Source organism: Candidatus Nitrosotalea sp. TS (genome assembly GCF_011319465.1).
Lineage (GTDB): Archaea > Thermoproteota > Nitrososphaeria > Nitrososphaerales > Nitrosopumilaceae > Nitrosotalea.
The window spans coordinates 1-21069 of record NZ_RCMB01000006.1; the positions used below are offsets into that span (position 1 = coordinate 1).

The 21069-nt window shown below is 37.7% G+C and carries 32 protein-coding genes and 4 pseudogenes; 21 read left to right on the forward strand and 15 right to left on the reverse strand.

All coding sequences use genetic code 11. From position 1 onward, the window contains the following. From DYY67_RS11840 to bioD (DYY67_RS10475), 6 genes and pseudogenes are all read left to right on the forward strand, one after another. Positions 1–158: A24 family peptidase C-terminal domain-containing protein (locus DYY67_RS11840; RefSeq protein WP_445082568.1), on the forward strand; the 158-nt coding region annotated here is incomplete at its 5' end. A 202-nt stretch (positions 159–360) separates the two neighbouring features. Then, a complete protein-coding gene (locus tag DYY67_RS10460) occupies positions 361–846 on the forward strand; it encodes a TrmB family transcriptional regulator (protein WP_255492678.1) in 486 nt (161 codons plus the stop codon). A gap of 62 nt (positions 847–908) precedes the next feature. Beyond that, entirely contained in the window at positions 909–1202 is a 294-nt protein-coding gene (locus DYY67_RS10465) for a hypothetical protein (protein ID WP_255492679.1), read from the forward strand. 76 nt (positions 1203–1278) lie between these two features. Further along, positions 1279–1929, forward strand: coding sequence for a transcriptional regulator (locus DYY67_RS02330; RefSeq protein ID WP_166390437.1), 651 nt, complete (start codon positions 1279–1281; stop codon positions 1927–1929). Between the two features lie 181 nt (positions 1930–2110). After that, a pseudogene (gene bioD, locus DYY67_RS10470) lies at positions 2111–2386 on the forward strand (ATP-dependent dethiobiotin synthetase BioD); the annotation flags it as partial. A gap of 82 nt (positions 2387–2468) precedes the next feature. Further along, entirely contained in the window at positions 2469–2804 is a 336-nt protein-coding gene (gene bioD / locus DYY67_RS10475) for an ATP-dependent dethiobiotin synthetase BioD (RefSeq protein WP_255492680.1), read from the forward strand. On the opposite strand, the gene DYY67_RS02340 is transcribed toward bioD (DYY67_RS10475), so the two are convergent. Next, positions 2794–3336 carry a hypothetical protein gene (locus tag DYY67_RS02340; RefSeq protein ID WP_166390439.1) on the reverse strand — a complete coding sequence of 181 codons (543 nt, stop codon included), beginning with the start codon at positions 3334–3336 and terminating at the stop codon, positions 2794–2796. The genes bioD (DYY67_RS10475) and DYY67_RS02340 overlap by 11 nt on opposite strands. Before the next feature lie 116 nt (positions 3337–3452). Between DYY67_RS02340 and DYY67_RS10480 the strand changes: the two genes are divergently transcribed. The 3 genes from DYY67_RS10480 (at position 3453) to DYY67_RS02350 (ending at position 4714) form a co-directional block, all read left to right on the forward strand. Continuing rightward, positions 3453–3578, forward strand: coding sequence for a hypothetical protein (locus DYY67_RS10480; protein ID WP_255492681.1), 126 nt, complete (start codon positions 3453–3455; stop codon positions 3576–3578). Between the two features lie 25 nt (positions 3579–3603). Further along, positions 3604–3909, forward strand: a complete 306-nt coding sequence (locus DYY67_RS02345; protein ID WP_166390441.1) for a hypothetical protein — start codon at positions 3604–3606, stop codon at positions 3907–3909. 160 nt (positions 3910–4069) lie between these two features. Beyond that, complete coding sequence (locus DYY67_RS02350) at positions 4070–4714, forward strand: adenylate/guanylate cyclase domain-containing protein (protein ID WP_166390443.1); 645 nt, start codon at positions 4070–4072, stop codon at positions 4712–4714. A 32-nt stretch (positions 4715–4746) separates the two neighbouring features. Here the strand turns inward: DYY67_RS02350 and purE are convergent. Next, positions 4747–5318, reverse strand: a pseudogene (gene purE, locus DYY67_RS02355) (5-(carboxyamino)imidazole ribonucleotide mutase). Between the two features lie 150 nt (positions 5319–5468). Here purE and DYY67_RS02360 point away from each other — a divergent pair. Beyond that, positions 5469–6011 carry a hypothetical protein gene (locus DYY67_RS02360; protein WP_320415922.1) on the forward strand — a complete coding sequence of 181 codons (543 nt, stop codon included), beginning with the start codon at positions 5469–5471 and terminating at the stop codon, positions 6009–6011. 2 nt (positions 6012–6013) lie between these two features. Here the strand turns inward: DYY67_RS02360 and purK are convergent. After that, positions 6014–7166 (reverse strand): annotated as a pseudogene (purK, locus tag DYY67_RS02365) (5-(carboxyamino)imidazole ribonucleotide synthase). A 196-nt stretch (positions 7167–7362) separates the two neighbouring features. On the opposite strand from purK, the gene DYY67_RS02370 reads away from it, so the two are divergent. After that, on the forward strand, positions 7363–7740 hold the full coding sequence (locus DYY67_RS02370; RefSeq protein ID WP_166390485.1) for a response regulator: 378 nt from the start codon (positions 7363–7365) through the stop codon (positions 7738–7740). Between the two features lie 45 nt (positions 7741–7785). Here the strand turns inward: DYY67_RS02370 and DYY67_RS02375 are convergent, their stop codons facing one another. The 12 genes from DYY67_RS02375 to DYY67_RS02425 form a co-directional block, all read right to left on the reverse strand. Then, positions 7786–8754: a hypothetical protein gene (locus DYY67_RS02375; RefSeq protein WP_166390447.1), complete on the reverse strand. Its 969-nt coding sequence runs from the start codon at positions 8752–8754 to the stop codon at positions 7786–7788. After that, positions 8690–9292, reverse strand: a complete 603-nt coding sequence (locus tag DYY67_RS02380; protein ID WP_166390449.1) for a hypothetical protein — start codon at positions 9290–9292, stop codon at positions 8690–8692. The genes DYY67_RS02375 and DYY67_RS02380 overlap by 65 nt, the downstream gene beginning before the upstream one ends. Then, entirely contained in the window at positions 9289–9564 is a 276-nt protein-coding gene (locus DYY67_RS10485) for a hypothetical protein (protein ID WP_255492682.1), read from the reverse strand. Before DYY67_RS10485 ends, DYY67_RS02380 begins: the two co-directional genes overlap by 4 nt. Positions 9565–9634: 70 nt before the next feature. Continuing rightward, positions 9635–10960, reverse strand: coding sequence for a type II/IV secretion system ATPase subunit (locus tag DYY67_RS11430; protein WP_320415923.1), 1326 nt, complete (start codon positions 10958–10960; stop codon positions 9635–9637). 41 nt (positions 10961–11001) lie between these two features. After that, positions 11002–11703, reverse strand: coding sequence for an ATPase domain-containing protein (locus DYY67_RS02390; RefSeq protein ID WP_166390451.1), 702 nt, complete (start codon positions 11701–11703; stop codon positions 11002–11004). Continuing rightward, entirely contained in the window at positions 11700–12167 is a 468-nt protein-coding gene (locus DYY67_RS02395) for a hypothetical protein (RefSeq protein WP_166390453.1), read from the reverse strand. Before DYY67_RS02395 ends, DYY67_RS02390 begins: the two co-directional genes overlap by 4 nt. Before the next feature lie 75 nt (positions 12168–12242). Further along, positions 12243–12716, reverse strand: coding sequence for a flagellin (locus DYY67_RS02400; protein WP_166390455.1), 474 nt, complete (start codon positions 12714–12716; stop codon positions 12243–12245). Continuing rightward, positions 12717–13568, reverse strand: a complete 852-nt coding sequence (locus tag DYY67_RS02405) for a hypothetical protein (RefSeq protein ID WP_166390457.1) — start codon at positions 13566–13568, stop codon at positions 12717–12719. A gap of 1 nt (position 13569) precedes the next feature. After that, positions 13570–13947: a hypothetical protein gene (locus DYY67_RS02410; protein ID WP_218584682.1), complete on the reverse strand. Its 378-nt coding sequence runs from the start codon at positions 13945–13947 to the stop codon at positions 13570–13572. A gap of 11 nt (positions 13948–13958) precedes the next feature. Continuing rightward, entirely contained in the window at positions 13959–14654 is a 696-nt protein-coding gene (locus DYY67_RS02415) for an archaellin/type IV pilin N-terminal domain-containing protein (protein WP_166390461.1), read from the reverse strand. A gap of 75 nt (positions 14655–14729) precedes the next feature. Beyond that, positions 14730–15725: a cupredoxin domain-containing protein gene (locus DYY67_RS02420; protein ID WP_166390463.1), complete on the reverse strand. Its 996-nt coding sequence runs from the start codon at positions 15723–15725 to the stop codon at positions 14730–14732. Between the two features lie 178 nt (positions 15726–15903). Beyond that, positions 15904–16599, reverse strand: coding sequence for an archaellin/type IV pilin N-terminal domain-containing protein (locus DYY67_RS02425; protein ID WP_166390465.1), 696 nt, complete (start codon positions 16597–16599; stop codon positions 15904–15906). A 374-nt stretch (positions 16600–16973) separates the two neighbouring features. Between DYY67_RS02425 and DYY67_RS02430 the strand changes: the two genes are divergently transcribed. The 10 genes and pseudogenes from DYY67_RS02430 to DYY67_RS02475 form a co-directional block, all read left to right on the forward strand. Next, positions 16974–18092 (forward strand): methyl-accepting chemotaxis protein, encoded by a 1119-nt coding sequence (locus DYY67_RS02430; protein WP_166390467.1) that lies wholly within the window; start codon positions 16974–16976, stop codon positions 18090–18092. A gap of 227 nt (positions 18093–18319) precedes the next feature. Continuing rightward, the gene (locus DYY67_RS02435; RefSeq protein ID WP_166390469.1) at positions 18320–18487 is read left to right on the forward strand and encodes a hypothetical protein; all 168 of its coding nucleotides are present in this window, start codon (positions 18320–18322) and stop codon (positions 18485–18487) included. A gap of 188 nt (positions 18488–18675) precedes the next feature. Next, the gene (locus DYY67_RS02440) at positions 18676–19131 is read left to right on the forward strand and encodes a HAMP domain-containing protein (protein ID WP_166390471.1); all 456 of its coding nucleotides are present in this window, start codon (positions 18676–18678) and stop codon (positions 19129–19131) included. 124 nt (positions 19132–19255) lie between these two features. Next, positions 19256–19492 (forward strand): annotated as a pseudogene (locus tag DYY67_RS10495) (methyl-accepting chemotaxis protein); the annotation flags it as partial. A gap of 35 nt (positions 19493–19527) precedes the next feature. After that, positions 19528–19680, forward strand: a complete 153-nt coding sequence (locus DYY67_RS10500) for a hypothetical protein (RefSeq protein WP_166390473.1) — start codon at positions 19528–19530, stop codon at positions 19678–19680. Then, positions 19680–19919 carry a hypothetical protein gene (locus DYY67_RS02455; RefSeq protein WP_166390475.1) on the forward strand — a complete coding sequence of 80 codons (240 nt, stop codon included), beginning with the start codon at positions 19680–19682 and terminating at the stop codon, positions 19917–19919. The genes DYY67_RS10500 and DYY67_RS02455 overlap by 1 nt, the downstream gene beginning before the upstream one ends. Positions 19920–19970: 51 nt before the next feature. Then, positions 19971–20201 (forward strand): chemotaxis protein CheW, encoded by a 231-nt coding sequence (locus DYY67_RS02460; RefSeq protein WP_166390477.1) that lies wholly within the window; start codon positions 19971–19973, stop codon positions 20199–20201. Further along, positions 20158–20454, forward strand: coding sequence for a chemotaxis protein CheW (locus tag DYY67_RS02465; protein ID WP_255492683.1), 297 nt, complete (start codon positions 20158–20160; stop codon positions 20452–20454). Before DYY67_RS02460 ends, DYY67_RS02465 begins: the two co-directional genes overlap by 44 nt. Before the next feature lies 1 nt (position 20455). Then, the gene (locus DYY67_RS02470; RefSeq protein ID WP_166390481.1) at positions 20456–20836 is read left to right on the forward strand and encodes a response regulator; all 381 of its coding nucleotides are present in this window, start codon (positions 20456–20458) and stop codon (positions 20834–20836) included. A gap of 1 nt (position 20837) precedes the next feature. Next, on the forward strand, positions 20838–21069 hold a 232-nt coding region (locus tag DYY67_RS02475; RefSeq protein ID WP_166390483.1), incomplete at its 3' end, for a response regulator.

Here is a 21069-nt window from a genome sequence, read left to right on the forward strand (position 1 = left end):
TAAATCTTGGATTACAGCATGCAGAAACAACCGAGTTTTGTAAAACCTCTGATACATGGGTCACTCCAGGAATACCTTACATAATTTACATATCATTTGGCTTTGTAGTTCAGGTAATTTACGGCGATATTCTGCTCTCTATTATACGAAGTTTTTGATAGAATAACTAGCAGTTGACACGATGTTATCTTGACTAGAGAGTAACAACTAGGGGATGGTGTTATTACTTTTTTTTACAGAAAATGTCAAATGTCAGCCAGTTATCAATTAGCTACGTGAACCAACTTTTGTATGTAATATTCAATTACACGCAGATCGCTAAAACCGTCTGTTGTTGATTGTTGTTAGATGGTTATTGATATGACTTCGTATTCGACGATGAATAGCGTAGAATCAACATCATACGACTATGAAACGCTAATTGAGAAACTGAAAATCGAGTTATCTAAATTTGGCCTTACGTCAAATCAATCAAAGGTTTTCTTATTTTTGGAAAAATACGGACCTAGTGCAGCCACTCAAGTTAGCAAGTCATTGAAGATTCCGCGAACTGAAACATATCACCTTCTTACTAATTTACAAAATAGGGGAATAGTTCTTGCATCATTTCAACATCCTCTTAAATTTACTGCACTGCCTTTAGACAAGGCCATAGGTGTTCTCATCGGTGCTGAAAAAGAGAGAGTAAAACAACTTGAATATCAAGAAAAAAGCTTGGTTGACTTGTGGAGTATAATTCCAGGCCATGCCATAAAACAAGACTATGTCAAAGATGGCAAATTCCAGATGTTGCAGGGCATAAATCAAATGAATGGGAAAATTGGTCAACATGGTAGACAATGCTAAAAAATCCATCCAGATTCTTGCTTCTGAGAAAGATTTCATGAAATTCTATCCATTCTGGATTTTTGGAGAGAATTGAAGACTCACAAGCCGAATCACAGCTTATCTCTTCCTCTTCAAAAAATACCCCGTACGTATTTAAGGGAAAATTAAAAGCTAAAGCAAAAAAAATGCCCCTTAAGATAAAAGAAGAAATGTGCTTTATCATAAAAGACGATGACGAATTGCTTTTGTTTATGGCAAGCCCAAGCAAGCCATCGCATGACGTATTTGCAATGTGGACTGATTCTCTGTCTATGGTTTACACATTAAAGTTGTTATTTAGCTATATCTGGTCTAATTCCAGACATTTCTCTTAAATTTAGATCTCTGTCACCTGTTGTCATATTCTCTTACACATATCAAATTTTATTCATATTGAAAATATAGGCTATCATGTCAGGCCTTGATGCGCTTATTGCTCAATCATTTGAAAATACACTAAAGAGTGCCATAGGCGAAAAAATATTGTTAAAGATACAAGATAGAATATTTGAAAAATATGGAATAACTATTAGTGAAGCAGTAGAAGACTTTCAAAAATTAGATTTTGCATTAAAGGAATTGTTTGGTAGTAAAACTGGCATCATTGAAAAACAGATTATCGACAAGATAGTTGTACTTGAGGAAAACAAAAGAAAAGACAGAAACTGGTTCACTATAGAAGATATGGCTCTGGCAAAAGTAATTCTTGAATCTGTTGGAGATTATGATAAAAAAAATATTTTAAATACAGTTCTTGATGAGCCAAGAATAATATCTGATATTCTAAATATGAGCAATATCCCGCAAACATCTGGATACAGAAAAGTTAATGCATTGATCCAAAATGGCATGCTAATTCCTCATGGCTTTGTATCAATGTATGATGGCAAAAAAGTAACAAAATACAAGTCTGTTTTTGAAAACATTGTCATAAGGATAGAAAAAAACCGAGTGATAGTTCGTGTATTGCCAACTATTGAAGCCATGGCAAAAAGTACTATTATGCAATTAGCGGATTCACAATCTAGTCGTGATACATCAGTTGTATGCGAAACCAAGTGACTGAGAGTTTGGTCAATCCCATAGAAAAAAGTCTTGATTGTGGACAATTGCAGGTAAAGCAGCGGCAATAATCTAACGACAAGAGCAATGTTCTGTTAGTCAATGAAATAAAGTGGCAGGACGTACCAGTGTGGCGCTACACTACCTCTGAATTAATAAATAACACATACAATTGTTCACTGTGAAATCGTATTTTGTCACTGGTACTGATACTGGGGTTGGAAAGACAGCAATTACTGCATCTCTTGCAGCATCTCTTAGAAAACATGGCATTGATGTTGGTGTGATGAAGCCAGTTGCAAGCGGAATTCCTCAGAAGGCTGGATTCAAGTCATCTGATGTTGCATTATTATGTGAAGCAGCAAAAGTAAACGATACGGAAGAGATGATAAATCCAGTGTTTCTGCCAGTGCCAACTTCTCCATATGACGCAACCAAGATCCTAAGTCTTGAAATCGACATGAAAATAATATTTGAAAAGTTTCAACATCTTCTCAAGGCACATCAAATGTTGCTCTGTAGAGGGAATTGGAGGGATAATGACTCCAATTACAAAGAATTTTTTTGTTGCAGATCTGATAAAAAAAATGGGGCTAGAGACCATTATTGTAACACGATCAACTCTTGGTACATTGAACCATACCATGATGACATTGAAGATGTGCAAAGAATACGGGATTGCAATCAAGGGCATGATAATTAATTACTTTGATGAAAAAGGTAGCCTTGCGGAAAGAAATGCTCCGTCTACTTTACACGAAATCACAGAACTGCCAATTCTTGGCATAATTCCTTTTGTAAAGGACTATCAAAAACTAGATGTGATGACAAGTATCGTGGAAAAAAATATGGATTTGAATTTATTTATATCCTGAAAATCTTAAGCTTTGATTGTTTCTTATTTGACAAGAAACTGATCAAATCATTGATTATGTTTGCAAAGGTAAACTGATCTCCATCAAGAGAGTATACTTTTGCATCTAATGGAATAGGCTTGTCGGCTACAATCCACACGTTAGCGGATTTTGGCTGGATTTTCTTTAGTTTATCAACTTGTTCCATTATTGTTTGAATCTGGTCTGTCTTTGAAAAGCAAATAATCACAGCGTCTTCTGGCGAAGAGGATAATGTTCTTGCATCTGGGATTGCGATATCAATATCAGTGGTACCAAGTGTTGTCTTGCGCTGGCTTGAGATAAGGGCAACTGTTAGCATGTAGTGAGTGAGTCCTTCTGCCAAGGTACCGCGCGTTTCGGGCGTATTGCCTCCTACCTTGTCGAGGTTAGGTACACAATGGCTAAAAATTGTGCGTATGACATCAGAACTTCCGCCCTGTGCAATATCTGAAAGTATTCTTTTCTCCTGATAATCAGAAATGGCTTGGTAAAGTAAATCTGTAATTTCCAATAGATATTTCAAATAAAAAGATGATAATTAAAAGATAATCAATAAAACCAAAAACATGAAACTCCAGACGCTGCTTTAAATTGGTAAATATACTGATCAATTTGGATTAAGAACAAATGATACGAATAGAGGCAGAACTTCCAAGGAATGACTTGATGGGAGTCAGTGATGCACTTAGGATAATTGATGTATCTGTGAACATAACCAAGGTAAAAAGCAGAGGAAAAGGGCGTAGGCTCTAAGGTTCATGCGGCAAAAGGCACAGAAATGTACAGATCAGAGTTCCAAGACAAGTATGTCGTCCAAGTCACTGTTTCTGATAATATCGAAAACGATGTAATTGAAATAATAAAATCAAACTCTAAAACTGGCAAGATAACAATTTTTCCAGTATCCAGGGTGATTGATATTGGCTCTGGAGTAGAAAATGAGCAGGCACTTGCACTCAATGAATACGACAGCGTGATATTGGCAGCGGCAAAGAATCAAAACACGTCATTTCCATTTGGCGTTGCTGCAGAAAAGGTCAAATTTTCACTGCCTACACACAGAGGGAGAAAAAGGATACTATGACGTAATAGAAAAGAAATTCGTTCCTCTTGAATGTTCTCGAGTCCAGTGATTTATCACGTAAAACCTGCTTGAAAGATTCCAAATTCTTTCTGCCGATGATTCAGTAGTCATAGAAAGCATGACTCGGGTGAAAAGAAATTTCTCCTTGTATAAAATGAAAATGTCTGACTCATACTCACAAGCATTTCTCAAGTACGTCGCAAGCAGATTTCTGAGCCTCTGGCCAGAACAAGAGATAACTGCTGCAATTCTTTACGTGGACATTGTAGGTTCAACCAAACTTGCAACCGTACTAAGCTCAGAAGAGCTTTCTGGCCTGATCAAAGTATTTTCAGAAGAAATGTCAGTCATAGTATCAAAACATGCAGGATTTGTGCTAAAGTATGCAGGTGATGCAGTGATTGCCTTTTTCCCAGAGCTTAGAGAATTTGGAAATATGGCAGAAAATGCTGTAAGATGTGCAAATTCGATGAATATGCTCATAAAACATTCCCTAAATCCAGTCTTTGCTAGTCTTGGTCTTCCTGCCATAAGTGTTCGAATAGGGATAGATACTGGCAAGAACAGGATAGTATTTCTTGGCTCTGATCCTGATCTAATTGGACATAGCATTACAATTGTCTCAAAGATATTGCCGCTTGCTCAACCAAACCAAATCACTATTGGAGATGAGGCATACAAGATGTTATCTTCTGACATGACAGAACAATTTACAAAAATCAATCCAGATGATAAAAGATGGAATTATACTCATCTTGGAACTGGCGAGATTTATCCAATTTACTTTTCACGTCATTTGGCATAGATGGTATTCTATATCTTGATTGAAAAGAAAAGTTATTTCTTGAATTTTTTGCCTGTAAATCTTGTCAAGCCAAGCCTTTTCAATTCTTCTGATTCTTTGAGGACTGATCTATGTTGGTCGTCTTTGTACTGTTTTAATTTTTTTTGCAGGTCTAAAAATTCATTTGCCAGTATCTTGACTGCGTAAAGGCCTGCATTTGCAGCCTTGTTTACCCCTACTGTTACAACAGGAGATCCAGTGGGCATTTCAGATATTGATAGCAGAGAATCCAATCCTCCAAAGGCAGAAAACTTGAAACGGTCTGATTGCCCCTTGTCATTATACACCATTATTGGTACGCCTATCACAGGTATGATGGTGTGCGATGCAATCATTCCTGGTAAATGTGCTGATCCTCCGGCTCCTGCAATTATTATCTTGAATCCTTCTCTTTCAGCATGTTTTGCATAATCTAATAATCTTGTAGGAGTTCTATGGGCTGATATGATCTGGTCCTCATGTCTAATCCAAATTCGTCTAGAATTATTGCAGCAGAGTGCATTACTTTGCTGTCAGAGCTTGATCCCATGATGATTCCAACAAGAGGCTTTTTTGAATAAGTCATAAAATAATGGAACCGTGATTTTTAATAAACTCAGCTATTGCTTTGTCATGTGTATGAGACACATCTTGTTCTAGCCAGGCTTGGATTCAAACTTTTAAATTATATGCAAGAAGAAAGCCATTATTCTTTATGCAGAATTCCCCCCTTGAAGTGCGACGAGCATTTGGGCTCCTATTTGTAGGGGTTGCAATATCAGTCGGCTCTGCTTCTATCCTAAGCGAGATTGCGTTTGAACACCAAGATCCAATTTACTATTATGGCATAATTTGGCTTGGCAGCTTTGCAATAACATTTGGGGCAGTTTTTGGCAAGTTTAGACACATACTTCCGTCTGTGAGAGGCAGGATGAAAAATAGCGTCAAGTGGTCAAGTCCTGTAAAGGCAATAAATGGGCTTTGCTGGGCAGCGCCGTTTGCAATGATAGGCGTCTTTCCACATTTCTATCAATATTTGATTTTGCTTGGAATAGGACTGGGTAATGCGTCAACATATGTATTCATGAAAAAATTTAGCGGTCTTGCAAACCATGAGCAAATAATTGTGGGTGCCATCTCGCTTGTGGCAATCCCTGTCGCTGTTTTCATAGATACATCATTTGTATCAAATCAAACCGTTGCAGTAATAGTCTCTAGACTTATGATAGCGGCAGCATATGGCACAGGAGGAATTTATGCTCTTGCTGCCAAAAAGTAAACTCAATTCAATGGTTCAAACTTGATAGAATTTCTTGCAGATTCTGCCACATTGATGAGCATGTCTATATCTTTTGTATCGTTGGTATCAACCACATTGATGTGACCAAGCTTGCGTTGTGGTTTTGATTCGTCCTTGTTGTACATCTTCAAGTAAATTCCTTTTTTGTTCTCTATTGTTATGGGCTTGTATCTGCCTGAGAAGTTTTTTGGCCCAAGTATGTTACGCATCACAGTATAATGTACCAGTCTTGTACTTCCTAGTGGAAGGCCAAGAATGGCTCTCAAGTGCTGTTCAAATTGCGAGGTGTCACTTGATTGTAATGTATGATGTCCTGAATTGTGCACTCGTGGTGCTATTTCATTAATCAAAACTTGATTGTTCTGCGTGACAAACATTTCTATGCCAAAAACTCCTGCCCCATGTAACACTTCCATGGTTTTCTTGGCGATATCTTCTGCATCTTTTGCTACTTTGGATTCTACCCTGGCAGGTGCAACTGTAATTTCAAGTATGTTTTCTCGGTGTATGTTTTCAACCACTGGATAAGTTGAAATCTCCCCGTTTGTGTTTCTTGCAGCAATCACAGATACTTCCATTTTAAAGTCAACCCATTTTTCAATCATCATTTGTCTGCCTTCGAAGAATTTGTACGCATGTTCAATTTGGCCTTCGCTTTCTATTTTGAAATTACCTCTACCGTCATAAGCATCACGTCTTGCCTTTAGAAGAACAGGATAACCAAACAACGAAGATCTTTCTTTTTAGATCCTCAAGTGATTCTATTGAAAGAAATTCGGGTACTGGAATTCCATTGTCTTTGAGAAATGTTTTTTGTACAAATTTATCTTGTATTATCCTAAGTGTGCCAGGGGATGGATTTACTGATATTGATGCCCTTAATGATTCTAAAACTTGACTATCTCCTGATTCTATTTCGTATGTGATGATATCTGACTGGAGTGATAGTTCTACTATGGCATTTTTGTCCTTGAAATCTGCAACAATCTGTTTGGCGCCTACCCTAGCTGCAGGACAGTTCTCTGTAGGGTCTAGTACTATGACTTTGGATATGTGCTCTGGCATCTTTTTTGCAGCCTCTGTCAGCATCATGCCAAGCTGACCTCCGCCTATTATCCCAAGAACTCTCGACATTATGCAGGTTCCTCAATAGTTTTAAAAATAGTTACCTCTTGGACCTGTGACTGTCTCTCTTAGGGGTTATTGCCTCAATGAAACTTGCTACTCTGTTTGTTTAAATCTGACAACCTATCTAATATTAGAAATACGTAGAAAACAGGTATAATCATGCAAGATATAGGGAAGATATCTAAGAAAGGGTGCTACTGCCATAGTAGTCGATGATGATGAAGACACCGTAAACCTGTTTGTAGAATTTTTAGAAATATGTGATGTCAAAGTATTAGGCAAAGCTTTTGATGGAAATCAAGCCGTAGAGTTGTATCAGAAAATTTTTCCAGATCTTGTGTTCTCAGACGTCATGATGTCTGGTTATGATGGTTTTTATGTGATAAAAAAAATACGCCAAATTAATCCACATGCGATCATTGTTATGATAACTGGCGACGTACGACCTGAAACAATAGACAAGTTGCAAGAACTAAAAGCTGACGCCATAGTCTACAAACCCTTTGATATGAAACAGGTGGTAGACACCATAAACAAACTATTTGTAAACTCTATTTATGCAACACACTTCACTCAGTGATATTTTTTAATAATTTTTATTTTTATTTGCTCTTGGCGCTTTATTTTAGATTAGTTTTACAAAGAATATCAATTGCGTGCCGAGGTTTGACATGTTAAGTATGTGATCTGTTAAGAAGTTTGATAACGCCATGTTTGTTCCATACATTGTTATCCCACCTAGCGCAGTAAGCAACGCGATATTGAACCAGACAGTTTTGAAAAGTCCTCCCTGTCCTACCTTTATTGCTAGTGCATTGATGGTAGAAGTGACAATTATGACAATAGGCATCATCATTGCCATGAAATTAGGATCAATCGGGCTTAGTGTTATGGCATTATTTGAAATCGGAGTATTTGCAACCATGGTGTGAAATACTTCGATTAATTTGTTCATTAAACCAAAGATTGCCATAGTTAGGGCATGCAGTACTAAAACAATGGTCTCAAATGTTCTCGATGTCTGTCTTCTTTTTGCCCTAAGCTCGTTTAGTTTTAATGATATCTCTGATACTTTACTTCCTACCTCATTCATGTTTGCACCCTTTAGTATGGCATTGGACATTATTGTATTTCCTGATACTATGATGGCAGTACCTGCTTCCTTTGAAAATAATTCAAATCCTGACTCTGGCTTGATTCTGTTCTTTATGCGATTCTTGAAAGCAATTATCTGTGTCTGTAGTGGACCAAAATTGCTTCTCAAGACTGCATCAAGTGCCTGCCCCATTGATCCTACCATCATGTATATCTCACCAAAATGTCTGATAAATGACGGGTACCAATCATCAAGAGCTTTCAACTCAGTTTCCATTCTTTTGGCAAAAATTCCAGGAATGAATAATGGGGCAGTAGCTATGACAGTTACCAAAGGAAGTGGAATGATGTTGCTGATGGATAGTATAATTCCTATGGATGCCCCAATGCCAATTGCCATATAAAGAAGCATTCTAAATTTCAATGCCTTTGCACTACTTCCTAAAGATATTCTGTCCTTTGGAAATATGACATACATTATCACGATAAATGAACCCATGCTTACAATTACGCCTATAAATGAAATCATAAATACGGATGAAGAGTCTGTGCTGCCCATGAGCATGGTCATGAATAGAGTTGCCAGATATCATAAAAACTGCTGTAGATGAAATGGTATAAAACATTTCAAGAAAGAGCTTTTGCGATTCTAAATTGCGTTCGTATCTCACTGTATAATTATGCAGAGCTGCACTCATTTCTTCTGTAAAAAATATTCGTAATTCATCTCCCAATCGTATAACTTGGGCCAGTTTTACCAATAATTGTTTTAACGGATCTGTATTATCTGAAAACTTTATTGCGATCATCTCACAAGATCTTGAAAGGCCGTATCCCCATCCTACTCCTAATCTGAATATTTCCTTGAATGTATTTGAAAACTTTCCATAACCAGAATCTTGTGCAGTTTTTATCAGATCGATTGAACCTACTTCTCCTGTGGAAAGTGCATAAAGAAATGCCATGAAATAGACAAATTCATCATCGGCCTTCTTAAGATCTGCGAGTTTCTCTTTTATGGATAGTTTCTGCATCATAACATGTTAAGCTCCTTCATGAATGCATCTAGACCGATTTCTCTGCAACGTGATATGGAATCATAAACATCATAGAAATTGAAGATCTTTTTTTCCACCATTTTATCCAAGATCTTGGCTCGTAATGCCAACTCTTCGTACAATAGAGTTTCATCCTTTCTGGACATGCCTCTTTTTTCCAAAACCTTTGAGATGAATAGTGCACTGCTCCCCTTTCCTCTAAATTTTACTTCATCGGAACCCGCATCCCAGTCAAATACAGGTATGAACATTACATTATTTCCCTCTGGATTGTATCCTAAAATTTCATTGATTGATAGTACTCTTCTTACCCTTTTTCCATCAGGGCCTGTGACTGCAGCTTGGAATAATGCAATGTTTAGATTTTCGACGTTTGTCTTGGGTATAGTTCATGGGAGGGTTGACAATTCTCTGTAGCAATGCAGTCATGTTGGCTGCGTGAAATGTACTGACGACTGGATGGCCTGTCTGCATGGCTTGAAACGCAATGTTGGCCTCTGCTCCTCTGATTTCTCCTACGAATATGTAATTTGGTCTCTGTCTTAATGCTGCCTTTAACAGATCAAACATGGTGACACTTGAGTTTTGATTTCCAGTATCACGTGTTACCTCACTTATCCAGTTAGAATGGGGCAAGGTAAGTTCTGGTGTATCCTCTATGCTTACTATCTTCCAGTTTGATGGAATAAATGCAGTCAGTGCCATCATGGTGGTTGTCTTGCCTGATGCTGTCTCTCCATTTATGAACACACTCATGCCTTCTGCCATCATAATCCACAAATACGCAGCTTCGGTTGAATTGAGTGCTTTACTTGGAATTATTTGTGTAATTGACAGAGGCGTGCTTGCAAATCTTCTAATAGTTGCATTAGTTCCCTTTCTGCTTACGTCTTTGCCAAATACAATGTTGATTCTAGAGCCTTCTGGCAATGTTGCATCTATCACTGGCTTTGCGTGAGATACTGTTTTTCCAAATTGCTCTGACATGCTAATTATGAGATCATCTATTTCTTCAACACTGAGAAATACTGGGCACTTGAGTGCTCCAAACATCTTGTGAATTACATACATGTTTCCAGCCCCCACAACTGAAATGTCTTCAAGATGTGGATCTGTAAGAAAGGGATCAAATAGACCCATACCGGCTCTTTTTCTTAGAAAATGATATTTTAGATTGATAACATCTTTTTCATAGACTGATAAATTTTTTAATTTCATTATGTTGACTTTGGAATAATCTATGGGGCCGTTAACAACTGATATTGTTTTGTCAAGATACTGGTCTATCATGTTAAACCTCTCTGTTAGCTCTATAGGAGGATTCATAGTTCCTGCATGCAATGCAAATAATTTGTCTGCATTATCCATCAGGGCCCTGTCTGGCTCATCGGGCTCAATTATGGCATATTCCACGTAACCGTCGGCTGAATTTGAATGTGGATTGATGTGTATGTATGTGGTTTCAGATATTGGATAAATCAAGTTGGGATCTTTGAGTTTTTTATGTTCCCCTTCCAACTTTTCAGTATAGATTGGAATGGGGTTTCCTCTTATTATGTATGTTTCAAGATAATTTGATAGATGTGGTGATTTTTTCAATGCCTCGACAAATTTTTTGTCCTTTACCAGCGATGTATCAAATGCCACGACAAATTTCTCTCCTTTTCGTATTTTGCATTTCGATACTCCTATGCGTTGGCCGTGGATATTGGCACTATCTTTATTCCAAAGTTAGTATCAACCTCAAACGCAAAAGATGATTCTGCTTGCGAGGAAGATCCTATCAGCTTTATTATCTTCATAACCTTGACAGACTTGCTGCCTATGTTGGCAGTACTGAGGGAAAAATAGACATCACATGCTGATTTTATTCTCAACGCTACATCTTCGGGAATTGATGTTGCATGCATGGTAAGTATGATTGACATTCCAGTTGAAACAAGATACTTGCATCTTGTAAGAAAATCAAGAATTCTATCAGTATCAGAATACATTGTTAAAAGAGAAATAGAATCAATTACTACAACATCGCATTTCTTTGCATTGTTGCTAATGTATCTTCCAATCACAGGAAGCAGAAATGAAGATTGTCGCTCTGACCACATGGCACCGTATACATGTAAGGGTAACACGGAAAGCTTATTTTGCAAAAATGGTTTAGTAAAATTAAATGTGATTGTCTTCATCTTTTCAATGTAATCCTTTACAGTATTTTCAGTAATGCAAAGGACTTTCATGTCGCATTCCAGTATTCCTTTGATGAATTGCGCAGCAAGTGCGCTCTTTCCCGTGCCATGCTCTCCCTCTATTAGCATAAGGCATGGAGTTGGTATGCCTCCTGCTAACTGTCTATCAACTTCTTCATTCCCTGTTGGTACTGTCTTTATCATGAAATCTTCACCGAATCTGAAGTTGTAACGCCATTGTCTGTTCCAAACTCTACTGCAAAGTTGCCTCCGCTTTCTGTTTGATGGGCAGGCTGTGCGTTAATGGTAGCTATTTCTCCGGGATCAAGTAGTCCTGGATGTATGTTGTCATTTTGAATATGTGAGATACACCACTGGTCTGATGCTAGTCCGGAACAACTATTTGCATATTTTAGAGTCTCAGTTAATGTCGGATTGTTTGTAGCATTTTCTTGATATGTTATAATAACGTCAAAATTATTAAAATTCCACAATAATGTATTTCCTGTATTTGTTATCTGAAAAGTAGCTGGACTGTTATTATTTTGATCTTGCAAATTAGACATGCTGATATTTGTCTGTAGTCTCAAGAACTGATTATTTGCCATCTGGGATTCAGATGCACTAACCTTTGTGGTATCATCAATGATTGCAGGAAAAGACATCATTGCATATACTATGGAAAAAGTTACAATGCCACCTAGAAATCGCTAATACTTAATCCCATTTCGCCTCCTCCCACACTAGCAGAATCTTGTGAATTGCTGATCACTTACTCCATTTGGTGTAGTTACTTGTAGGTCATATGTAGAGCCGCATTGAATTGTAGGAATGTTTGTTATCTTCATCTGTAAGGTATCTGTCTGATTCCAGGTGGTTACCGGACTTGAAAATGCCCACGACAGTCCAGATGGTGGATAGACATATGGTATTTTCTGCATTTGATTAATTTGACCAAAATATACGTCTGTATTTTGAGGGTTCAAAATCGGATAAGACCCTACATTTTTCACCCATGCGTTTATGTTATTTGCTGAAGAGTTTGTAGTATAGATTATCTTGATGTTTGTGAGAATGGTCTGTTTTTGACTCTCTGTTTCCTGTGTAAATGTGGACTGAAATGTGCCAACTTTAGTCATCACAATTCCCGCAAGCCCAGCCGCTACTATTACTGAGGCTATTATCAGGATGGCTTCTGTAAACACCGCAGATGCCATTTAACTCGCCTTCTTTTCCACAGTAACTATGTTATCATGATTTTTTCCTTGGTTTACCATTAATTTAGCATAAATCAAATCGGCCTCTCTATCATTCATGTTCATTACTTTGCCAAACTTGTATAACATGATCAGTGTGTCGTTAACAGACAAACCAGATTTATCCATCATGTTGACTACATTGTAGATTATGTGTTCATCTTCTTGTTTTAGACCCATCATCTTGCACTGGTCTACTAGAACATCAATGGAATCTCTTCCTAATGTTTGCAAGATCTCTTCCATCAGTGATATTGTTGTCATCAATCTGCCTAGAGTGATACCACTGCCAAGCATTTGTTTGAAAGACAATGTTTCATGAGCATCATTTTTCAAAACATCTCCAATGTCATGGTTTTTTGCTATCTGATTTGGAGGATTTTCTTTGGCCTTTGAATTGCCATCGTATGTTTCTTCCTTGATTGGTTCAATCTCAGGTTTCTCTGGATTTGAACCTGTTTGTATTGGAGTTGATAGTGGTAGTTGTTCTATATGTAAGGGTAATGAGGGATCAGATAATGATTTGATATCAATTGAATCAAAATATTTTCTCATAAAATTCAATGGATTTGCAAGTTCTGCCTGAAATGACTTGAGATCAGTCAATGAAGATTCAACTGTAGAAGCTAAAGACTCCATGCTACTTTTTATTACATTTATCTCATTTCTCAAGTCAGTTATTGTATCTTGAATTCGGGTTGAATCCTTCTGTACAGGTTCCATGGCTCTTGAAACCATGTCCTGTATGGCAACTTCATCCACAACTGGAGTCTGAATCACCGCCACATTTGGAATTTCACTTGGCGACATCATGCTATCGCTCAGGAATTATGCCAGCCATGGCTCCAAGTGAATTATTGTCAGGCAAGATTATTCCTTGTTCTTTTGCCTGTTCAACAGAGGTCGTTTCAACTTGTTGCTGAAATGCTTGAGTTGATGATTCCACCTTAGATTGAGGAGTTCCTGGCATATTCTTGGAAAATAATTTTGGCAATACTACTAGTATGGCAACTACTACAATTGCTGGTAGTACAAAATAAAACAGCGCGGATTGGGGATTGAAAAGATATTCTGGAAGTAATTCATAGAGGAACAAACCGTAACAGGCTATTACACTTCCTGCTATGAAAAATCGCGTATTTTTTGATATCTTTGTCAGTAAAAAAAGTGGATTGATAGTGATCATCCCCATGTCACTATTGCCTACCCTAGGTCAACGATGTTTGTCGTGACTGATGGTACTTGTCTTTCGACAGTCAATGCTGAACCTGTTGGCACGTCAATCTCTGCCTTTAGGTTATCAAGTGCTGCTGGTCTGTCTGCACTTTTGTACACGATAGCAATTTCTGCATGCTCGCCCTGCTCAAGTATGTCATTGATTGGAGTGTTTGAAACATCCCAGTAGATGACTGCCCTTGTGTTGGTTGGAGCGCCCACTGTAGTTGCACCGGTTATTGGTGCTGCGTTAATGCATCCATTCAATACTGCTTGATTCAGTGCACCAGTCACGTTATTGTACGTGGTCGATGTCAGAACACATTTGTTTGCATAGATGTTGTCGTATCGTACAGTGTTGCTGTAGTACGAGATGCTGGTCTGGTTCGGATTCAGACTGACCGAGTCTCCACCGCTTGCCACTTGGAGTGGTATGATGGTGGCATTGAGCACGCCTGCGCCGACATTTCCAATTCCTGTGACCGTGCCTGCAATCTCTAATGCACTGCTTGCCTCAGTATAACTGGATATTATCGCAGTCTTTGCTTTCTGTGTGGTCGAAAAACCCATGTTGAGTACAACGAATGCTAGAGCTGCTGCTACTATTACAAATGCAATCATAACAATTGCAGCTTCTATACCCATGACTCCACGACGAGTTCTGCGTTTTGGAACGGAGTTCATTATTGATGATATGATTATGTGAAGTATTATCCTCGAGTGTGTATGATATGATCAAACATGAATTTTATCATTTTTTCAAGCTTTGATGATGCTATGATCTATCAAATACTGCATACTTGAAATAAATTCTCCGTCTGATATGGTTCCACTAGACCACCATCCTGCATCACTTCTAATCCAAGAAGGGATGGTATTTGTTTTTGTTAATGTTTGGTTTGAAAGACTTGTCTTTAAATCTCCAGATGTTATGAGGTATTGAATCCCTTTTATGAAATCTTCATCACTAATTTGATTCTGTGACCACCATTTTGCATTATTTTTCACCCAATATGGAATTTTAAAAGACTCCAAGTTAGTATTTGTGGTATTCTGGCTTGAATTGTTGAAGAAAAAGTTAACATCTGTAACTGTTGCTGGAAATTCGTAGAATGCCTTGATCTTGTAGTTTCCTGAGGTTTTAAAAATGGAGTTTGATGCTTTTAATTGATATCTAAAACTGTGGTCTGATAACAAATTAGTACTATCTGAAAAAATAAGATTTCGTTGACTATCAAAAATTTGTATCCTCAGAGGCATGATTTGAGAAGTGTCATTTACAATTCCTGATATTTGTATAATGCCATCACTGGAATAAGATTCCTTGTCAGTTGCAATAGTAAATGCTGGTGACTTTCCAAGATATGCAGATCCTACGTCTATCTTTCCAGTCATCCATGGGTGAATTTTACAAAAATAATAATAAGCCGACCATATGCCTGATGGAATCTTAAACGAATAGCTTTGGCCAGGGTTTAAAACTCCGCTGTTAAACAATTTTCCTGAATAATCAAGATGCTCTGGCATTCCGCTTGTAATAATATGAGCAGTGGTATCGTTATTTATCCACATTACTGTATCGTTCTGTCTTGCTTGTATTTCTGGAGGCCAAAAAATGGTACTGTTTGCGTCGGTGTCATTTTTCTTCATGGTTATTTTCCACGATATGTTGGAGTTGTCGGCAAATGCCATGTGTGAGGCTGATAGTAATAACATCATGCCAATTGAAAAAACTACATAGTAATGTAGATTCATGCTTTTTTGACTCTATCGGGTTAAGATAAAAACAAGCTTGTTCAAATTAAAATCATAGAATAGTAACTGTACACGATATGTCATTATATCAAATACTGTCTACCACATCTCAATATTTCTTACACGTATTCGTATTGTAATAAAATAAAAAGAAAAGGGTCTAGAGTATGCTTATTGCCTACCCTAGGTCAACGATGTTTGTCGTGACTGATGGTACTTGTCTTTCGACAGTCAATGCTGAACCTGTTGGCACGTCAATCTCTGCCTTTAGGTTATCAAGTTCTCCTGGTCTGTCTGCAGCATTATATACTATAGCAAGTTCTGCATGCTCGCCCTGCTCAAGTATGTCATTGATTGGAGTGTTTGAAACATCCCAGTAGATGACTGCCCTTGTGTGAGTTGGAGCGCCCACTGTAGTTGCACCTGTTATTGGTGCTTTGTCAATGCATGTAGACGTTACTGCTGCATTCAGTGCACCAGTCACGTTATTGTACGTGGTCGATGTCAGAACACATTTGTTTGCATAGATGTTGTCGTATCGCACAGTGTTGCTGTAGTACTTGATGCTAGTCTGGTTCGGATTCAGACTGACCGAGTCTCCACCGCTTGCCACTTGGAGTGGTATGATGGTAGCATTGAGCACGCCTGCGCCGACATTTCCAATTCCTGTGACTTTGCCTGCAATCTCTAATGCACTGCTTGCCTCAGTATAACTGGATATTATCGCAGTCTTTGCTTTCTGTGTGGTCGAAAAACCCATGTTGAGTACAACGAATGCTAGAGCTGCTGCTACTATTACAAATGCAATCATAACAATTGCAGCTTCTATACCCATGACTCCACGACGAGTTCTGCGTTTTGGAACGGAGTTCATTAGGTGTGGATATAATATGGAAGATATTATACACAAGTCTGTTTGGATTGAACAAACTCTATTTCCCAAAAAACCGCATGAATGAAGACTATGTATTTTAATGTCAAGTGTGAAAGATGACAAAATGTAAAAATAAACACACGAATAATTTGCGTGCAAATATGTCTTGTTTAAACCTATTATGTGTGGTCAGGATTTTCTTATTTGTCTATTGTTAGTAACTGGAAAAAATTACAAGTGCGGTTATTTGTTGTATGTTTGTATACAAACATACGTCATTCTATAAGGTGCTAACTACTTAAAAACTGGCAATATGATTGGAATAAATGATGAAAAATTACATAGAAATTGTCTTTTCCTGGGCTTGAAATAAAATGAGCAATGTATTATTGAACTCCAATAATTCGATTTCTTCTCAAGATGCTCAAACTACAAAAGGAAAAGGCAGTACCTTCACTCTTGAAAGAGTTGCAGAGCTGTCTGAGATCCTTGCAAGTAAAGTAGAATCAGCTATAAGTGAAATAGAAAGGCTGAATGGACAAACGCACATGATAGCAATTAATGCAAGAATCGAAGCAAGCAGAGCTGGTATGGCAGGAAAGGCATTTTCAGTTGTTGCAGAACAAATGAATGATCTTTCTGGTAAAATCGGCATAGTGAGCAAGAAAATGCGAAATGAAAGTAGGGATTCTATTGATGAATTGGGGAATATGATAAAAACACAAGCCACCAATGTTAGGGGAACTAGACTTTCTGATCTTGCACTAACCAACATTGATCTAATTGATAGAAATTTGTATGAAAGGTCTTGCGATGTACGTTGGTGGGCAACAGATGATAGTATTATTAATGCGTTATCTACAAACACAAAAGAAGCATATGGCTTTGTATCAAAACGAATGGGCATTATACTAAATTCTTACACAGTGTATTTTGATCTGGTATTATGCGATATTGGTGGAAATGTAGTGGCAAATGGCAAGCCTGATACCTACAAATCTGTTGGCATGAATATGAAAAATACGGAATGGTTTATCAGTGCAATGAAAACTAGTAGCGGAAAAGAGTTTGGATTTCAGACAGTGAGCAAATGTGCCTTGGTAAATAACGAACTCAGTCTTGTCTTTTCTTGTACTGTACGAGAACATGGTGATCAAAATGGCGCAGTTTTGGGTGTACTTGGAGTTGTATTTCGCTGGCAAGATTTGGCACAAAAGATTGTAAAAGGTGTACCAATCTCTGATGAAGAAAAAGATAGAACCAGAATATGCATAGTTGACGAAAACGGTCTACTCCTTGCTGACTCGAAAGATCTAATGCTTGAAGAAACAATTGAATTTTTGGGAAAAAATGAACTTTTTAGCCAGAAAAAGGGCTACATGGTATCTGAATACAAGAACGAAAAATGCTGTCTAGCTCACGCATCTTCTCAAGGATATGAAACATATGCATCAAATTGGCATTCTCTGATTATTCAAAAACTGCAAGGTTGATGACTGTTTATGGCACAATCGTGAGAACAGGCCAAAATGGGCCTGTATTAAAATGAACGATCTCCAAAATGGTCTGATATAAATAAAAAACATTCCTAATTGTTTTAATTCCTGTATGATTATTGGAAGTAGTGCCTGATACTTCAAGCGATTATCCATTTGCAGGAATGTGGAATATCGTGAAAAGACAAGAATTAGAATCACTTAAGTGAAGAGGACGGCTACAGGTGGGGTATTTCTCACATACAGTACGTAAAAAAAGAACTATTACAATTGGAAGAAAGTGCATTGAAAGACGCGATGTTGAATTACTTCACAACATAGTTGTTTCAAAGTTACGTGCAGCTGAAGTTGAGCAAGAACTTAGAGAAAAACTGGATACCGTTCAAAAATAATTTTCAATCCTTCATTTAGGGCATGAATGCATGTTGCATGATAAAAATACGATGATAATTTTTGTGTATGATCAATTCAAACACACGTGAACATATTATCGGTCTGTACAATAAACATCACGTTACACATGATCTTAGAAAAAATTCTCAAAATAAGTATTAAAACAAAAATTAATGCAATGGTAAACGTGGCATCTGCTATTTCGATAGCAACTGTCTCATTTTCTAGTTATTCTGCGACAGGGCATTCATCTGGGACAGATGATGCAATGCATTATATCATAACGGGAGTCATAATGCAAGCGGTGGTAGGAATACCTGCCTATTTTGTAGCTCGCTCAATTACAAAACCAATACTCAAAATGGCGGCAATGGCAGAAAAAATTGGTCATGGAGATCTTACTGGAGACATATTGGAATCTAAATCACACGACGAACTTGGAAAATTAACTCAGGCATTTGGCAACATGGTTATTAACTTGAGACAGCTGGTCACACAGGTAAGAGATGGCTCCTCTCTGGTTGCCTCAAATTCTGAACAAGTTGTTTCATCTACTGAGCAGATGAATTCCTCTGGTACAACAAATCTCATCAACAATTCAACAGATATCAAAAGGCTCTCAGACACAAGCTCACAGAACTAGGAGGAGACAAGTAAAGTGGTAATCAAAGACTTACAAAAGACATGAAAAATCTTGCATCAAAAGCTAGTACTACCGCAGATCTTACAAAAGAAGTTGGAGAAATATCTGAAACTGGGATCAAAATCTGCATCCGAAGCAGACTTTAGAATGTCAAAGATTATTCAGTGTAACTAATGAATCTGCACGAAAGATAAAAGAATTGGCTGATAGAAGTGGTGAGATTACCGCTGTTTTAGAAGTCATACGAAAAATTGCTGATCAAACAAATCTGCTTGCATTAAATGCAGCCATTGAAGCAGCTCGTGCAGGTGAGGCAGGTAGGGGATTTGCCGTAGTAGCTGATGAAGTCAAAAGACTCGCAGAGGTTCTGCTAAATCTTCAGAAGAAATAGATGGATTGATAAAACAAATTCAAGATGATGCCAAGGCTACAGTACAGAGTATAGAGGGCGGTAGTAAGGAGATATCTGAAGGCAGACTTGTAATAGACAAGGCACTGAAGGCACTCAACGAAATAGCAACAAAAGTAAAGAAGTATCTGTTAATGTGATGGATGTAGCAAATTCAACTCAAACCCAAGTTGCTGAGATAGAAAAATTATCAAAGTCCACATCTGAAATAGCGGCAGTTTCTGAACAAAATGCTTCTGCGACTGAAGAGGCATCAGCTGCTACAGAACAACAAACAGCTGGAACCCAAGAGATTGCAGCCTCTGTACAAAAAATGGCAAGCATGGCAGACGATCTTTCAAAAATTGCATCTGGCTTTCAAACTGCCAGATGGTTCTAATCCATCAGATTCCAAAAATAATGTAAAAAACGAGGAGGTAATGGCTCAGTAATGAGCGAAACTATAGTTGAAGGATTCTTGCAAGCAGTAGTGTTCAACTTAATTGATCAGAAAACAAACAAGAAAGAAGACTATGGTGTATCGATAGAACAAGTAAGGGAAATACGACCACTAGAGTCCATCACAAAGGTGCCTAATGCCAAGAGCTATGTCAAGAGGCGTAATGAATCTGAGAGGAATGATAGTTCCAGTAATAGATGTAAAAGAAAAACTGGGTTTTAATAGTGGGATGGAAAGTCAAAAATCTCGTATTCTTGTTACCGATGTAGATGGAAAACTCACAGGACTTTTAATTGACGAAGTTGATCAAGTCATGCGTATTCCATTAAAAGATATTGAAGCAAATCTTTCAGGTGGACTTGAATCATTAGAATACATAAAAGGTGTTGCTAAAACTTCTGGAAAATTAATTGTTCTTTTAGATATGCAAAAACTTTTGCGATATGATTCTTCTATTTCTCCATCGGAGGCATAACATGTCAACAAGTGCAACAAAGATTCTGATTGTAGATGATGCTTCATTTATGAGAGTTGTCTTAAAAGACATTCTTGTATCTCATGGTCTGGTGTCACAAGTTTATGAGGCAGGAGATGGACTTGCGGCAGTGGAATCATACAAGCAATTCAAGCCAGACATAGTAACAATGGATGTTAACATGCCAAGAGCAGATGGAATTCAAGCTCTGAAATCCATCATACAACTCAACCCAAAAGCCAAAGTGGTTATGGTGACATCTGTTGAACAAAAACACATAGTACAAGATGCTATAAAGTCAGGCGCCAGAGATTACGTGGTAAAACCTTTTGACAGATCAAATGTAGCTATGGTGATAAGTAAAGTTATCAGGGCGAAATAGCATGATGGTGGCATCTGAGAAGAATCAGATCAAAGTCATGATTATCAATGATTCTCCATACATGATCGAATTATTACGTGATTTGTTATCCTCCGAGGACGATATCAAAATTATTGAAACAGCGCGAGATGGACTTGAAGCATTACGAAAAATGAAACATCTGACTCCAGATGTCATATTGTTAGACTTGGAGATGCCTAACATGGATGGATTATCATTTATTGAAAATATAA